We start from the raw sequence: 15,595 nt of genomic DNA on the forward strand, positions 1-15,595 counted from the left end.
CCCGCCCGGGTGCGTCTCCACCCCCTCCACGCACCAGCCCGGCGGAAGGTTCAGCCGGCGCGGAAATCCGGTGAACCCCCGGGCGCTCTCGTGCGTAGAGCTTGCGAGGGGCGCCCCCGGCGAGCCCTCACCGTCGTCGCCCGCGAAGGGAAGGGACCAGGACATGCCTCGACCTCCGGACTGGAGCGCGCTCGATCTGGGCAGCGACCCGACCCCGGGGGACCCGGACCGGCTGGAGGCGCTGATCGAGGCGCAGAAGGCCATCGTCGACCTCGCCACCGAACTCGACGACGACCTCGAAGAGCTGATGCGGGAGAACAGCGAGTTCTTCATCGGCAAGACGGCGGAGGCGCTGCGCGAGGAGATGGACGACCGGGTGCGCAAGTTCGTCCAGAGCTTCGCCGAGGCGCACGAGTCGGTCCGCACGGCGCTGACCACCTACCACGAGGCGATGGTCACCCAACAGGGCATCGCCGACGGGGCGTTGAGCGCCGTCGACGGCATGGACGAGGACGACGCCGAGTTCGCCGGGCACAAGGAGACCGCCGAGAACGCCGGGGACGCCCTGGAGGCGGCGGCGGCCACGGCGGCCAGCGCCATCCAGGAGGCCGGCTCCAACATCAGCTCGATGATCGACCCGTGTGAGGCGTTCTGGAAGTTCCTCCAGTTCTTCGTGATCGCGCTGATCCTCCCGGCGATCATCCTGGGCGGGCCGACCGCCATCCTCTTCCTCACCCTGAGCGCGGTCCTGCTGGTGAAGACCGCCATCGACTTCGCCGGCGGCCGGGCGAGCGTCACCGAACTCGTCCTCTCCGTCCTCGGCATGCTGGTGCCCACCACCAGGGGCCTCAACGTGGCCGGTATCACCCGGGCGATCAGCAACTTCGGCAGCAAGGGCTGGGCGGGCGCCGGCGGTTCCTTCCGGCAGCTGGTGATCAACGTGGGGAAGGGCTCCTGGGGCTCCTTCAAGGGAGCCGGCAGCATCATCGCCAACACCCACAAGCACCTGAGGATCGGCGGCGCCTGGTCCAGCAGCCCCATGGCCCTCAAGATGACCTGGGTCAAGGACTTCGGCACCTATATCGCCGCCCACTTCACCCGGTACGGCTGGACGGCGATCTTCCTCCCCGTGAACGTCGGCGAGATCGGCGTCAAGTCCTTCTCCGGGCTGGCCAGCGCCTTCAAGATCTCGCTGTGGAACCGCGGCGTCCTCGGCCAGTACCGGGCCGGCGCCGTCGTGCACGGCACCAACGTCATCGACGTGCGCGCCCTGCACGGCTTCGACAACATGGGCCGCCCCCAGGTCAACTCGGCCCTGTGGGCGCGCTACCAGCCGGGCGGCTCCAACGTGGCCAACTACCTCGCCGCGCCCCCGAAGCACGCCTGGAGCAACGTCAGCGGCGCCCCCATCATCACCATCGGGGGCGGCTTCACCCCGTCCAGCGCGTTCGGCTCCGTCGCCGACCTCACGCTGGCGCCCCCCACGCCCGGCAACTCCTCCACCGTCTCCCTGCTCGGGCCTGGCGGCCGGTCCCCGATCCCGTCGCCCAACTCCTCGGTGGCCGATCTGTCGCTCCCCACCCCGACGCTGCCCAGGGGCCTGGACCGTCCGGGCGGCACCATGAACGACCTGCCCACCCAACAGGGGGGCCAGGGCGGATCGATGGCCGACCTGCGGCCCGTGCAGCCGATCGCGGTGAGCTTCGCCGACCAGGGGCGCGGCCTCGCCCCGCCGAGCCCCGTCGTCGCCAACACCACGGCCGACGGCATCGGCAACACGGCGGGCGACTTCTACATCGCGGGCACGCCCACCGTCGTCACCCACATGCCCTCGCCCAGCGGGCAGATCGTCGGCGTCCAGACGCCGATGCCCGCCAGCATGCCGACGCCCACCGCGATCACCACCCCCACGGCGACCCCGACGCCGGCCGGCGCCTCCGTCACCTCCACGACGCCCGTCGTCACCGCGACCCCGACCCCGACAACGACGCCCGCCCCCACCGCCACGACCACCTCGGCCATCAGCGGCGGCGTCACCCCGACCTCGATGCCGAACGGCAGCACCGTCCACGTCGGCGGCATCGTGCCCAACGGCAGCGTCGGCGCCGGTGGCAACGCCACGATCGACGTGTCGCAGGGCTCGTTCTCCCCGATCCGGCTCCAGGACGGGGCGGACGGGTCGCGGATCGCGTCCGCCGGCGGCTCCCAGGGCCAGCTGCCCGTCGTCAACATCGGCGGGACGCAGCAGTTGGGCGAGATGTCGCCCATGCCGGCGGCCGGCGTCACCCCCGCGCGCGGCGACGTGAGCGGCATCACCGCCGCCCACCACGGCGGCGGCAACGTCCCGGGCGCGCTGTCGGGGGGGCAGCCCGTCTCGTTCGTCGGCGGGCAGTCGGGGGTCCCGGGCGGCGCCGGCCGTGGCACGGCGGGGGACGGCGCCCAGGATCTCAACCTCGGCTCGGTGTCACCGATCCCGGTGCACTTCGCCGACCAGGGCAGGGGCCTCGGCACCCCGGACATCGCCCAGGCCGGCGCGGGCGCCCGCCAGTTCGCCGACACGCACCTGGGCCCGGTGGACGCGCCGGCGGCCCCGGGCGCGCGGGGGACCGCGCCGGAGGGGAACCCCGGCGCCGTCACCGACGACGTGGTGGCCGTGGTGCCGACGGTCAGGCCGCTGCCGTCCGCGTCCGGCGGCGGCCAACTCGGCGATCTCCCCGGGCAGGCGGGCGGCGGCGCCGTCGGCCGCCCCGGCGGTGCGTCGGTGGCGCAGGCCACCGGCGACCTCGCCGCTCCCACCCAGGCGCTCGTCCCACCGGTGAACGCCGGGGCCGTGGGCGGCAGCGGCGCCGCGCCGGCGGTCCGTCAGACCGTCGGGGAGATCACCACCCCGGTCGACGGCATCCGGCCGGTCAACCTCAGCGCCGTCGGCACCCGCGCCGCCGCCCCGGTCGAGGGCGTCCCGACCGCCCCGCCCCGCGCGGGGGACGGCGCCGGGGCCGAGGGCGGGCCGCCCGGCCGCCAGGGCGGCCAGGCAGAGCCCGGCTCCGGCGTGGTGACGGTGGAGAGCATCGCCCCGCTGGCCAGGTCCGCCACCCCGACGAACACCCCGCCGCCCGCCGCGACTTCGCAGGCCCTGGTGCCGGACGGGCCGCCGCCGCCCGCGCCGGCCCGGGCGGGCGGCGGCGGCCCGGCCGCGATACCGCCGGGCGCCGGAGCGCACCCCCACGGGGCCGGGCCGCTGGCCGGCCACACCGTGGTCACGCCGCCGGGCGCCACGCCCTGGCTGGTCGGCCCCGGTGGGGCACGGGTCGTGGGCGCCGACGCCACCCGGGTCGGCGACCTCGGCTGGTCGTTCACCGCCCCGGGGCAGCGGGTCGGGGCCGTGGTGGACTCCTCGGGCCAGCGCACCCACGACGTGGTGCCGCTGACCGGGCGGGGCGACCAGACGACCGGGGAGTTCGCCGCCGTGCCGCTGGGCGGCGACCGCACCCCGATCCTCCTCAGCCGTCAGGGCGAGCCGGACCCCGCCCCCGTCGGGTTCCTCGGCGACTCCTTCGCCGTCCACCGTCCGGGCGGCACCATCCACTTCCACGATCTGGACGGCGCGCTGCTCGGCAGCTCCCACCGGCTGCCGGGCCCGGGCGGCCACGCGCTGATGGTCGACCCGGGGGCGCGGCGCGCCTATGTGGCCGGCCCGGACGGGGAGCCGCTGGCCGGCGCCCAGGTCAGGCGGATCGGCGGCGACGGGCTGCTGGTCGAGCGCCCCGGGCGGCCCGCGCTGCTCGTCGGCGCCGACGGCGTCCGCACCCACGACGTGATCCGGCTGCCCGAACAGGGCGGCCACCGCTGGACGTTGGCGATCCCCAGCGAAGGGCACCGAGGCGGCCCCGTGCTGATCAGGGGCGTCGACGAGGTCGTCCCCGCCGGCCCCGGCGGTTCGGTGACCCCCCTCGGCCAGCACGGCAACCTGGTGCGGATCGGCGGCGGGGCGCCGCTGCTCGTGGACGACGCGGGCCGCGTCGCCCCGGCGGTGACGCTCAAGAACCGGAACGGCGACGTCACCGATCTGGTGCTCGCCCCGGCGGCCGGCCGCACCGAGGCGCCCGCCGTGTACCGGAGCGACGGCCGGCTCTTCAGCGACGAGGTGACGAGCGGGTTCGACGGCAACCGGATCGTCGTCCAGAGCGCCGCCACCTACACCGTGCACGGCCCCGACGGCGCCCTGCTGGGCTCGGGCGCTGGCCGCGCCGGCGGCCCGCTCGGCGCGGGCAACCGGCTGACGGTCCCCGGGCCCGGCGGCCGTCCGGGGGTCGTCGGCCCCGACGGCGCCCCGGTGCCGGGCGCGGCCGTCGTCCCCTGGGACGGGGACGCGTTCCTGGTGCGGGTGCCGGGCCAGCGCCCCGGCGTGGTCGACGCCTCGGGCGTCCACACCCACGACGCGATCCGGCTCGGCACGGGCAACGGCGACCCCCACGGCTTTGTCACCGTGCCGCTGCGCGACGGCGGCACCCCCACGGTGCACGGTCCCGACGGCCGGCCGATGCCGCATGTGACGGCGGGCGTCGACGGCTCCTCGCTCACCATCCGCCCGGCGGGCGGGAGCACCACCACGCTCTACGACCTGACGGGCGGCTTCAACGGGCTGCGGCACCAGCTGGTCGGCGGCCACGAGATGGTCCTGTCCGCCGGCGCGGCGCCCCGGGTCGTCGACGCGGCGGGGCAGCCGGTGCCGGGCTCGTCCGTGGCCCGGGTCGGCGACGGCGCGGGACACCTGGTGCGGGTGCCGGGCCATGACCCGGTCGTCATCGACGCCGCCACCGGGGCCCGCACCCACGACGTGGTGGAGCTGCCGGGCCAACCGGGCGCGGCGGCCGACGAGTTCGTGCTCATCCCCAGGGGCGGCACCGGCCCCGCCGTCGTGGTCCACGCCGACGGCCGGCTCGTGGACGGTTCGCTGGTGACTCCGCTGAGCACCGGCGAACACCTGGTGAAGACCGGCGACACGACCCGCCTGATCGGCGCGGACGGCTCCGTCGGCCACACGGTGCGGACGCTGACCGGCCAGCAGGGGCGCCCGGACCTGCTGGTGCTGGTCCGCTCCGACGGCCAGGTCTACCCCCACCCGCGCGACGTGGACGGGGTCCCGCTCACGGACCGGCGGGTGGAGTACCGGGAGTCGACGCCCCAGCCCACGCGCGCGAATCCCCATCCGGCGACGGAACGCCAATTCAGCGTCTACACCGCCGACAACCGGGGCGCGCACTTCTCGGCGGACACCGGCCGGTTCACCGGCGAGGGTCCCGGCGGCGCCGGGATGCACCGGGTCGGCCCCGACGAGTACCGGCTGCTCGGCCCCGAGGACCAGGCGGCGGTCCGGCGGCAGCTCATCGAGTCGTCCGGCCGTCCCACCGTCACACCGCCGGGCCTGGACGACACCGACCGGATCGTCTTCATGATGCCCACCACGCGGATCGACCCGCCCGTCCAGGGCCGGCCAGCCGTGGACCCGGCGGGGGCGCACCCCCACGGTGGGCTGCCGCTGGGCCGCGCGGACGGCGACGGGCCCCAGGACTTCCTCGTCACCCCGGAGGCCGGCGGTCCGCCCGTGCTGCGGGGCCCGGCGGGGGAGGTCAGGGGCGAGGCGCCGACGGTCGAGGGGAACACCGTCACCGTGGTCCGGGGGAACATCACCCACCGGTACGACGCGACAACCGGCGACTGGCGGCTGCGCACCCACCAGTTCGACGCCGGCCCCTGGGCCAACCACGAGGTGCGGGTGCCCAACACCGCGCTCGACGCCGACGCCAGGCCCGCCCTCGTGGACCGCGCCACCGGACAGCCGGTGCCCGGCACCTCCGTGGACGAGCTGGGCGACCAGAGCTTCCGCGTCACCCACGACACGCACGGCGGCGGCGTGGTGGTGGACCGTGCCGGCGCCGAACTCGGCACCAGCCAACGCCTGTGGGACTTCCAGGGCCAGGCCACCGACGACTACGTCCTCGTGCCCGCCCGAGGCGCCGACCCGGGCGCCGCCGCGACCCCGCCACCGCCGGTGCTCCAGACGCGCGGCGGCGACGTGATCGACGGGGCCCGGGTGATCCCGACCGGGGACGGCCACCGGGTGACCAGGGTGGGCTCCCCGGAGACGGTCGCCGTGCACGGCCCGGGCGGCCGGCTCCAGCACCTCGACCACGGCATCAGGGGCGGCACCGCGCTCGACGGCAACCGGCTGATCGTGCCCCCAGGGGGCAACGCGCGGGTGGTGGACGACACGGGCAGGCCCGTGCCGGGGACCGAGGTGGTGGCGACCCGCCCCGATGAGCATCTGATCACCACCGGCGACGAGTTGATCGGGCTCGGCCGCACCGGCGGCGCCGCCGACGTGCCGCTCCCGCTCGGCGGCCGGCACGCCGACGGGCCGGATCTGACCCTGCACACCGGGACCGGCGGCGCCGGGCCACGGGTGGTCGAGCGGCAGCCGGGCGGCCAGGTCCAGATCGCGGGCGCCGGGGAGATCACGTTCGCCGGCCGGGAGATCCAGATCGTCCGGGGCACGAGCACCGCCGTGCACGACGCGGCGGGCGGCGCGCTGCTCCGCGATGTCCACCGCGTCGCCGGGACGCCCGGCTTCGACGCCGCCGACCTGGTGGTCCCAGGCCCCGGCGCCCGCGCCGGGGACGGCGCGCCCCGGCTGGTGCGGGCCGGCGCCGAGGTGCCGGGCAGCCAGGTCAGCGAACTCCCGGGCGGCGGCTACCTGGTGCGGGCCGACGGCACCCAGCGGGTGCTGGACCAGCACGCCCAGCCGCACCCTGGCGCCCTGCCGGTGACGCTCCCCGACGGCACGGCCGGCATCGCCGTCCGCTCCCAACAGGCGGACGGACGGCATCTGTTCATCGACTCCAACGGCCGCCTGGACGGCCACCACAACCCGCGGTTCGACACGGCGGACGACGGCACCGGGACCCTCGGCGTCACCTGGGAGCGCGGCACCCTCGACTACCGGATCACGGCGGGCGAGGCCGGCCCCGGCAGCCAACTGGTCCAGGAGAGCTACCCGGTGCGGGGCGGCGGGCCCGCCAGGACGCTGGAGATCGACCACCGGGGCGGCGCCCCGGTCGCCCAGTTCCGCGCCGGGGACGGGACGACGACCCCCGCCGTCCCGCAGCGCTGGGACGGCTACGCCGGCTACCGGGCCGAGGCGGGCGACGGCGGCGCCCACACCGTGGTCACCCACCGGGGCCAGGTCACCCACAGCGCCGTGCCGCTGTCCCCCCGCCACGGCGATCCGGACGCCTTCGTCTTCCGGCCGGTCGCCGACGGCCCCGGCGGCCCCGGCGGCCCCGTGCTGCGCCAGCCGGACGGCGCCGGCCACCCGGCGCGGTTCCACCCGGGCCGCGACAGCTGGGAGTTCACCAACGACGCCGGCGTCACCCGCCGGCACGGGCTCGACGGCGGCTTCGTCGAGGAGACCTTCACCGCCAGGGGCGGGACGTTCAACAACTACCGGCTACGGCTGCCCGCCGACCTTACGGGGGCCACCGTCCGGCCCCCCGGCGGCCGGCGTGAGATTCCGGTCACCGTCGTCCCCCAGGCCGACGGCGGTATGCGGGTGCACCACAACACCCTGCACGCCGCCGTCAACCCGGCCACCGGCGCCGTGACCCACGAGGTGCTCACCCTCAGCAGGGCCGGCGACGCCCGGCCACCGACGCATGTCTTCACCGATGTGGCCGACCACCGGACGCTGCCGGCGCCCCGCGCGGACGACGGCGCCGACGTGCCGAACACCACCGTCCACCGGACGGCGGACGACGATGTCCTGCTGCGTCGGACGGACAACCCGACGACCGAGTACTTCGACGGCGTCACCGGCGCCTTCCGGTTCACCGAGACGACGCTGGACGGCGCGGGGGACGCCCTGCCGGGGACGTTGGTCCGCACCCATGAGACGGTCCGCGACGGCCAGGTCTTCCGCGCCTTCGACCTGCTGAACCACGACAGGACCGCGGTCGGCGGCTGGTCGGTGACGGGCCGCCAGGCGATACCGACCAGCCCGGACCCGGGCACCGGCGTCCGGGTGCGCAACGCGGACCGCTCCGAGACCTGGGTGATCGACGCCCGCGGCCGGGTCGTCGTCCATATCGGCGCGGCCGACGCCGCCACCCACGTCCGGGTCGGCCGCGTCTTCGACTGGGAGGGCGGCGGCCCGCCCACGGTCACCACCCACCGGGTGGTCGCCCTGGGCGACAGCGGTGGCCGGCGCTTCTTCGACGTCGACGCGGCGGGCCGGCCGGGGGCGGTGCGCGACGGCGAGCTGAACCGGCTCGACGGCCAACGACTCACCCCGGAGGGCGCCAACTTCCGCTCCACCGAGCACGCCGCCGGACTGCGGGACGGCGAGTGGAAGGACTACGGCATCGACGGCCGCCTGGTGGAGCAGCGGATCAACATCGTCAACCGGGGCGTGCGCCAGGACGACCACTTCTACAAGGTCACCTACCAGCACGACGCCGGCGGGAAGATCACCGGCGGCACCTGGGAGCACTGGCGTCCCAACCCCGCCTACCGGCCCCCGGCCGACGGGGCGCCGGCCACGGTCCCCCGCTCCGTCGCGCCACCGCCCGTCGCGCCCCTGCTGGACCGGGGCCGAGTGGACGTCAAGGGCGTCAACGAGGGGCATATCACCCTGCTCACCAACAACGTCGACGGCCTGCGCGGCTTCGTCTTCGAACGCCGCCCGCTGCCCGGCGGCGGCAGCCTGGACGCGCACGCGCCCGGCACGGTCGAGAGCTTCGTCAACACCTACGGCGGGGTGCGGATCGGCAAGAACCAGCGCGAACGCTGGCAGGAGCTGGACGTGAACGGGAACGCGGCCGGGCACGGCATCCGGATCTGGGGCACCAGCAAGAAGACGTTCTTCGACTACCACGACGGCTGGCACATCTCCCGCTCCCAGTCCGGCCCCGTCCACCACTACCGGGAGACCCCGCAGGGCGGCTACATCCTGGCCCACCGCGATCCGGGCAACGCGTTCTCGTTCAAGGCCGGCGAACAGGGCCGCTGGTACCGCTACGACGCCGACTTCGCGCCGCAGGCCACGGGGGAGCGCCGCTGGGGGGCGTTCGGCCACGGCTGGAGGGACCGGATGCCCGATCCGCGGACCGGCGATCTCAGCCTGGTGGGCGAGAAGACCGGCGGATACGCCACCCACAACATCCGCAACTTCCAGTCCTTCGAGCTGGGCGGGGACGGGCTGCCCAAGGCGAACGGCGGCTGGATCACCGTCTCCCCGCAGGGCAAGGAGACCAGCGTCGGCCGGGTCGAGCCCGACGGGGGCATGTTCCGGAACCACCGGAACGCCGAGCAGCGCCCGCCGAACTTCTACCGCTGGCTGCTCTCCCCTGAGTTCCGCAACGTGGACACCGGCGCCCGCGAGGGGCTGCACTTCCTGCTGCCGAACGGGTTCTTCCACCGGAACCACCGCTTCACCACCGACGGCAACCACGCGGCCTTCATGATGGACAGCCGGTACCAGACGTTCGACTTCCAACGCACCAACGCCGCCGGGGAGATCGTCCAGCGGGGCATCCAGGGCATCAGCTCGCGCGGCTGGAACACCGTCACGGTGCCGTCCGGCGGGCGGATATCGGGGGAGACCAGGCCGCTGACCAACGGCAACACCCTCACCGTGGGCGACGATGTCGCGCTGCCACCCGGCGCCGTCCGGCACGCCGACCACCTGCCCTGGACGGAGGGCCCCGGCAAGCTGTCCGGACACCGGACCTTCGACACCGAGCACTTCGTCAATCCGCCGGCCGGCGTCAACAAGGACCGCAACCAAGTGGCCTGGCAGGACCAGTTCCGCGCCGACGTCCCCCCGAACGGCGACTGGTACACCAGGGCGGCCGGCGCCGAGTGGCAGGTCGCCCGGATGGGCTTCAAGGACGGCAACATCCTCGACTTCCGCCCCCGCCCCGCCGAACGGCCCGCCGGCACGGCCGGCAACGGCGACCTCGACTTCCAGCGCACCGTGCACGGCGACCACCCCGCCCCGGCGGGCGGCAACCGGCCGGCCGCCAACGCCTACACGCACAGCGACTGGGTCCTCTACAACCACCACGGGAAGCTGCTGGGCCGCCAGGACACCTTCCCCGGCATCGGGCCCGGCGGCGCCGACCTCCAGGTCGTCAGCCGCTACAAGGACAGCCCCCTGGGGGCAGGGAAGATCGCCTGGACGGGGAGCGACGGGACCAGCGGATACCGCAAGCTCGCCTCGCGGAACGACATGGGCCACCACAACTACTTCGACCGCGAGTCCTACCGGGACTTCGTCAACACCCCGACCGGCCCTCAACTGGTGCGCGAGGTGCGGCTGTTGGGGGACAACACCACCGTGGTCTCCTGGAGGTCGCGGGCCGGTGCCGACGGTGCGCCGGACGAGTGGCGCTGGAACAAGGTCGACCGCCACGGCAACATCATGTCCTTCGGCGCCCCCGAGCAGCGGATCAGGCACTGGTTCGACGACATGCGGCGCTGGGAGGACCGCGTCGTGGACATCCCCGCCGGCCGCGCCGACCCGCCGGCGGGCGCCTACACCAGCCCCGGTGGCGGTCACACCGTCGTCCAGGAGCTGCCCGTGGAGGTCGGCAGCGCCCTGCGGCAGGCGTTCAACTACAAGCCGCTGCGCACCCGGGAGTACTTCCCCGACCCCGCCAGCCTGACCGGCCTCGGCCGCACCCAGGACAACCTCCGTGCCCTCACCTGGAAGGAGTTCGAGGGCGGCGCCGTGGCCCGCCGCAAGACCCCGTTCGGCGACGACGGCTCGTTCCAGGAGCTGGAGAGCATGTCCAAGCAGTGGCGGCGCTGGGTCCTGGACACCGAGACCAACCAGTGGAAGGTGATCACCGAGCGGTCGGTCGCCGGCTATGTGCGGGAGCTGCCCGCCTCGTCGTTCACCGCCGAGGGCGCCGGCCGGTTCGCCGGCGACCTCCGGTACTCCGGTCGGGAGACGTACTACATCGGCGTCATGAACGAGTACCGCGGCTTCGAGCGGATGTACCGACAGCCACGGCGCACCCCCTGGGGGTCGCCGGTGACGGAGACCGGCGAGTCCACCTACACCCCGTTCGCGGTGCGGAACATCCAGCACATGTTGGTCGAGTTCGGGCAGGAGTTCGTCCTCGACTTCCTGGTGACCCTGGCCGTCCTGGCCGCCCTGCCGGGCGAGTTCACCTGGACCGACGTGGCGCAGGCCGCGTTGAGCGCGACGATCTCCAGCTCCGTCAAGACCAGCTTCATCGGAGCCCACAACCTGGCCGCCCAGCACACCCAGTTCCGGCTCGGGCTCAACTGGCAGGACCGGGGCTTCCCCTACCGGTTCCGCCAGGACGACGACGACTGGGCGGGCGAGTGGGCGTCGAACGAGTTCGTGCTCCGCTGGCGCGGCGGCACCTACGACTTCATCAAGGACGGCTTCGTCGCCGCGCCGCTCGGCGCCTTCCTCGGCAACCTGGCCGCCCTGGAGGTCTTCGGCATCAAGGACTCCGAGGGCAACAGGCACGACGTCTCGATCAGCGAGGCCGCCCTGCTGGCCGGCGCCGCCGCCGCCAGCGCGGCGTTCGGCACGGTGGTCACCGGCATCGCGAAGAACTCGCTCCAGAACACCGCCGCCACCCGCTGGTACCACCGGCAGGGGGCCATCGACTTCACGTTCGCGCCGATCGTCACCAAGTTCATCGACAAGTCCATCGGCATCCTCGTCCTGGCGCCCTTCGTCCGCGACTCGATCGGCGTCGTCCCGCCCACGACCGGCGTCCAGGCGGGCACCCCGGTGGAACCCCCGCCCCTCCCGGACGGGTCCGTGGTGGCGGCGGCCATGCTGGAGCCCCCGCCCCTGCCCGAGTTCGGCACCGACCTTCCCGTCCTCGGCCACCTGAGCCCCTACCCGCCGCCCGTGATGCCCGACTGGGAGAACACACCGTGACCGACGACCGCATCCGCGTCGCGCCCCGCACCAGGGGCGCGCACCGGACCATCACCCAGGCCCTCGGCGCGGCCCCGGACGGGGCGGTGATCAGCATCGCGCCGGGCGAGTACCACGAGTCCTTCCGACTGATCCGCCGGGTGACGCTGGTCCCGCAGTACGGCAACGGCTCGGTGACCATCGCCGTGCCGGCGGCGGCCGGCGCGCTGACCGTCGCCGCCCCCAACTGCCGGGTCCGCGGCCTGGTCGTCCGGGGCACCGACCCGGGGGAGACGCTGCTGCGCGTCGAGGACGCGGCCGGCCTGACCCTGGAGGACTGCCTCGTCACCCACGGCCGGGCCGAGGTGCTGGGCTCGCGCACCGTCGTGCCGGGGGCGGGCCGGCCGGTCGGCGACATCCCGCTCGACCACGACCTGGCCACCGAGCTGGCCGACCCCACGGCCGGCGGCGTCCTGGTGACCCGCCGCACCCGGCTGCGGGCCGCCCGCCACACGGCGCTGCATGTCACGGGCGACGCGCTGGCCCGTCTTGACGACACCAGCATCATGGACGTGGAGGGGATCGGCGTCGCCGTCTCGGGGTCCGCCGTGCTCCGCGCCGACCAGCTGCGGGTGCACGGGGGTTCGGGCTCGGCGCTGCGGGCCCTGGACGCCTCCCGGGTGCTGCTGCGCGGCAGCGGCCTCTTCGGCGCCGGCCGCAACGGGGTGCTGGTGCAGGACGCGGCGGAGGCGCTGCTGACCGACTGCCGGGTCGAGAACGCGGCCCGCTCCGCCGTGCGTCTCGACCACACGGCGCGCGCCCAGATCGAGGAGTCCACCCTCGCCGGCGCCAGGCTGTCGGGCGTCGAAGTCCGCGACCAGGCACGGGTGATGATGCGCGGCGTCCGGATCAGCGGCGGCGAGACGGGGGTGCGTCTGCGCTCCCAGGAGGAGTCGGTGCTGCTGCACTGCTCGGTGACGGGCCAGCAGGGCAACGGCATCGAGCTGGCGGCCGGCGCCGACCCGCGCGTGCGCGGGGTGCGGGTGGCCCGCACCGGCAAACACGGGGTGAGCGTCGGCGAGAGCTCCCGTGGCACGTTCGACCACTGCGATGTGATCGCCAGCGGCTTCCCCTCGATCCATGTCGGCAGGGACGCGGCGCCCCGCTTCCGTGGCTGCCGGGTCTTCGACTCCGCGCACGACCTCGGCGTCGCCGAGGACGCCAACCCGACGTTCGAGAACTGCGTGGCGATCAACGTCGCCGCACCCCGGCTCCCCGGCGCCCCGCGCGGCGGCGCCGCCGCGCCAGGCGCCAGGCAGCCGGGTCCTGGCCGCCAGGGCCGGGACGCAGGGCCGCCCCGTGGGCCCCAGGGGCCCACGGGGCCCGCGGGGCCCACGCGCTCCGGCGGGCGGGCCGCGGCCACGCCCTCCGGCCAGGCCGCGACCGCGCCGGGGTCGGCGCACCCCCGGCAGGGCTCCGACGACGACGCGCCCGAGGTCGAGTCGCTGACCGATCTGCTGGCGGAGCTGGACGAGTTGGTGGGTCTTGAGAACGTCAAGCGGGACGTCGGCGGCATGGTCAAGCTGATGCAGACCGTCCGGATGCGGCAGGAGGCCGGGCTGCCGGCGCCGCCGCTCAGCCGCCATCTGGTGTTCGCCGGCAACCCCGGCACCGGCAAGACCACCGTGGCCCGGCTCTACGGCCGGCTGCTGCACGCCCTCGGGCTGCTCTCCCGGGGCCATCTGGTGGAGGTCGACCGCAGCGCGCTCGTCGGCGAGTACATCGGCCACACGGGCCCCAAGACCACCGAGGCGTTCCAACGGGCGCGCGGCGGCGTGCTGTTCATCGACGAGGCGTACGCGCTGACGCCCCCGGGGGTCGCGCAGGACTTCGGCATGGAGGCCATCGCCACCCTGGTGAAGCTGATGGAGGACCACCGCGACGAGGTCGTCGTCATCGCCGCCGGCTACCCGGAGGAGATGGACCGCTTCATCGGCTCCAACCCGGGCCTCGCGTCCCGGTTCACCCGCAGCCTGCTGTTCACCGACTACTCGACGGAGGAGCTGGTGCGGATCGTGGAGCACCACGCGCGCCGGCACCGCTACGACCTCACCGAGGGAGCCCGCTCCGCGCTCGCCACCCACATCGGGGCCATCCCCAGGGGCGAGCGCTTCGGCAACGGACGCACCGCGCGCCAGCTCTTCCAGCAGATGACGGAGCACCAGGCGATGCGGGTCGCCGAACTGACCGCGCCCAAGGACCAGGAGCTGATGGCCCTGGACGAGAACGACCTGCCCGTGCCCCTGTCCACGTCCTGACCCCGAGGCAACCAGATGACACGAAAGCGACAACAGTCCGCACCTCGGTTCGCGGCGGCCTTCGCGCGCAGACCGGCCGTGGCACGCCGGGGACTGCTGCCGGGGCGGCGGGTGTTCACCTCCCTGGTCTGGGGGGTCGCCCTGGTGGCGCTGATCGTCGGCTCGGTCCGGCTCGTCGGCGTCGTGCTGCCGGGTGGCGACCAGGGCGAACCCGTGGCCGCCCCCGCGCCCACCGCGCCGCCCCCCGAACCCGAGCCCGAGCCGGCACCCGTGCTCGAAGGGCCGGCGGAACCGCCCGAGGAGCCGACCGAGGAGCCCGAGGAGGAACCGGAGCCGGACCCCGAGCCCGACCCCGCCCCGCCGCCGCCCCCCGACCCCGAACCGGACCCGGACCCGGATCCGGAGCCAGACCCCGAGCCCGATCCGGACCCGGAGCTCCTCCGCGAGGAGAACGGCCTCCCCCAGGTCGGCGGCGTCTACGCGCTCCAGAACGCCACCAGATGCCTGGACGTGCCGAACAGCACCACCGAGGTGGGCGGGCCGATCCAGCAGTGGAACTGCAACGGCAGCGACGCCCAGCAGTGGCTGGTCGGCGGGACCGACCAGCCGGACACCTTCACGCTGTCGGCCATGGGCAACTGCCTGGACCTGCCGTTCGGCAGCACGGAGCACGGCATCGACATGATGATGTGGCAGTGCAACGGGTCGGAGCCCCAGAAGTGGCGGATCGAGCCACTCGGCGACGGCGCCGTGCAACTGGTCGCGGTCCTCAGCAACTACTGCCTTGAGGTGCCGAACGCCTCCGTGAGCCTCGGCGAGAAGGTCCGCCAGTGGGGGTGCAACGGCACCCCCGCCCAGACCTGGCGCCTGCACCGCCTCTGACGCGGCGTCAGCGGCGATGCGGCTCTGGCTCGCCGACCCGCGGCCCGTCCGCCTCCACCCAGGCGTGCGCGGCGAACGGCGGTGTCCGCACGCCGCCGCACCAGCTCGGCCAGACCCCCGCATCCGGCCCAGCGGGACGGTGGCGAGGGAGCGCGGCAGGCGGAACGTGCCCGCGCCGTGGGTGCTGGTCGCCGTCACCTCGGTGCGGCAGCCGCGCGAGCAACCGCGCGACGAGCGCGCGGACGTCCTCGGCCGCCCGGTCCTCGTCGACCGGCTGCTTCCTGGACGGTTCGGCGGCGATCGGCTGCTCGTCGGTGCCGCCCGGCAGGGCATGGCTGAGGAGGCCCTTGGCGCAGGTCAGGCATCGGCCGTCGGCGGTGGACGCCTACCGCGGAACCAGGCGGTTCAATCGTGGTGATCATCATAATGTCGC

5 protein-coding genes are annotated in these 15,595 nt (G+C 74.8%); 4 read left to right on the top strand and 1 reads right to left on the bottom strand.

Annotated elements, in window-relative coordinates; translation table 11 throughout:
• The first annotated feature begins 163 nt into the window (after positions 1-163).
• From K4G22_RS20455 to K4G22_RS20465, 3 genes are read left to right on the top strand one after another with little or no spacing between them, the layout of a single operon-like run.
• The gene (locus tag K4G22_RS20455) at positions 164-11,983 is read left to right on the top strand and encodes a hypothetical protein (RefSeq protein ID WP_228081746.1); all 11,820 of its coding nucleotides are present in this window, start codon (positions 164-166) and stop codon (positions 11,981-11,983) included.
• Complete coding sequence (locus tag K4G22_RS20460) at positions 11,980-14,280, top strand: right-handed parallel beta-helix repeat-containing protein (RefSeq protein ID WP_228081747.1); 2,301 nt, start codon at positions 11,980-11,982, stop codon at positions 14,278-14,280. Before K4G22_RS20455 ends, K4G22_RS20460 begins: the two co-directional genes overlap by 4 nt.
• A gap of 15 nt (positions 14,281-14,295) precedes the next feature.
• Positions 14,296-15,162 carry an RICIN domain-containing protein gene (locus K4G22_RS20465; protein WP_228081748.1) on the top strand — a complete coding sequence of 289 codons (867 nt, stop codon included), beginning with the start codon at positions 14,296-14,298 and terminating at the stop codon, positions 15,160-15,162.
• 7 nt (positions 15,163-15,169) lie between these two features.
• Here K4G22_RS20465 and K4G22_RS32005 read toward each other — a convergent pair whose 3' ends face one another.
• Positions 15,170-15,253, bottom strand: coding sequence for a hypothetical protein (locus K4G22_RS32005; RefSeq protein ID WP_425336803.1), 84 nt, complete (start codon positions 15,251-15,253; stop codon positions 15,170-15,172).
• A 90-nt stretch (positions 15,254-15,343) separates the two neighbouring features.
• On the opposite strand from K4G22_RS32005, the gene K4G22_RS20475 reads away from it, so the two are divergent.
• Positions 15,344-15,580 carry a hypothetical protein gene (locus K4G22_RS20475; RefSeq protein WP_228084298.1) on the top strand — a complete coding sequence of 79 codons (237 nt, stop codon included), beginning with the start codon at positions 15,344-15,346 and terminating at the stop codon, positions 15,578-15,580.
• Positions 15,581-15,595: the final 15 nt, after the last annotated feature.

The organism is Streptomyces profundus, assembly GCF_020740535.1.
In the GTDB taxonomy this organism is placed as follows: Bacteria; Actinomycetota; Actinomycetes; order Streptomycetales; family Streptomycetaceae; genus Streptomyces; species Streptomyces profundus.

What these genes read in the sequence shown, in the direction of transcription:
- K4G22_RS20455 (WP_228081746.1), top strand. Translation starts at nt 164, where the DNA reads ATGCCTCGACCTCCGGACTGGAGCGCGCTCGATCTGGGCAGCGACCCG.
- K4G22_RS20465 (WP_228081748.1), top strand. Translation starts at nt 14,296, where the DNA reads ATGACACGAAAGCGACAACAGTCCGCACCTCGGTTCGCGGCGGCCTTC.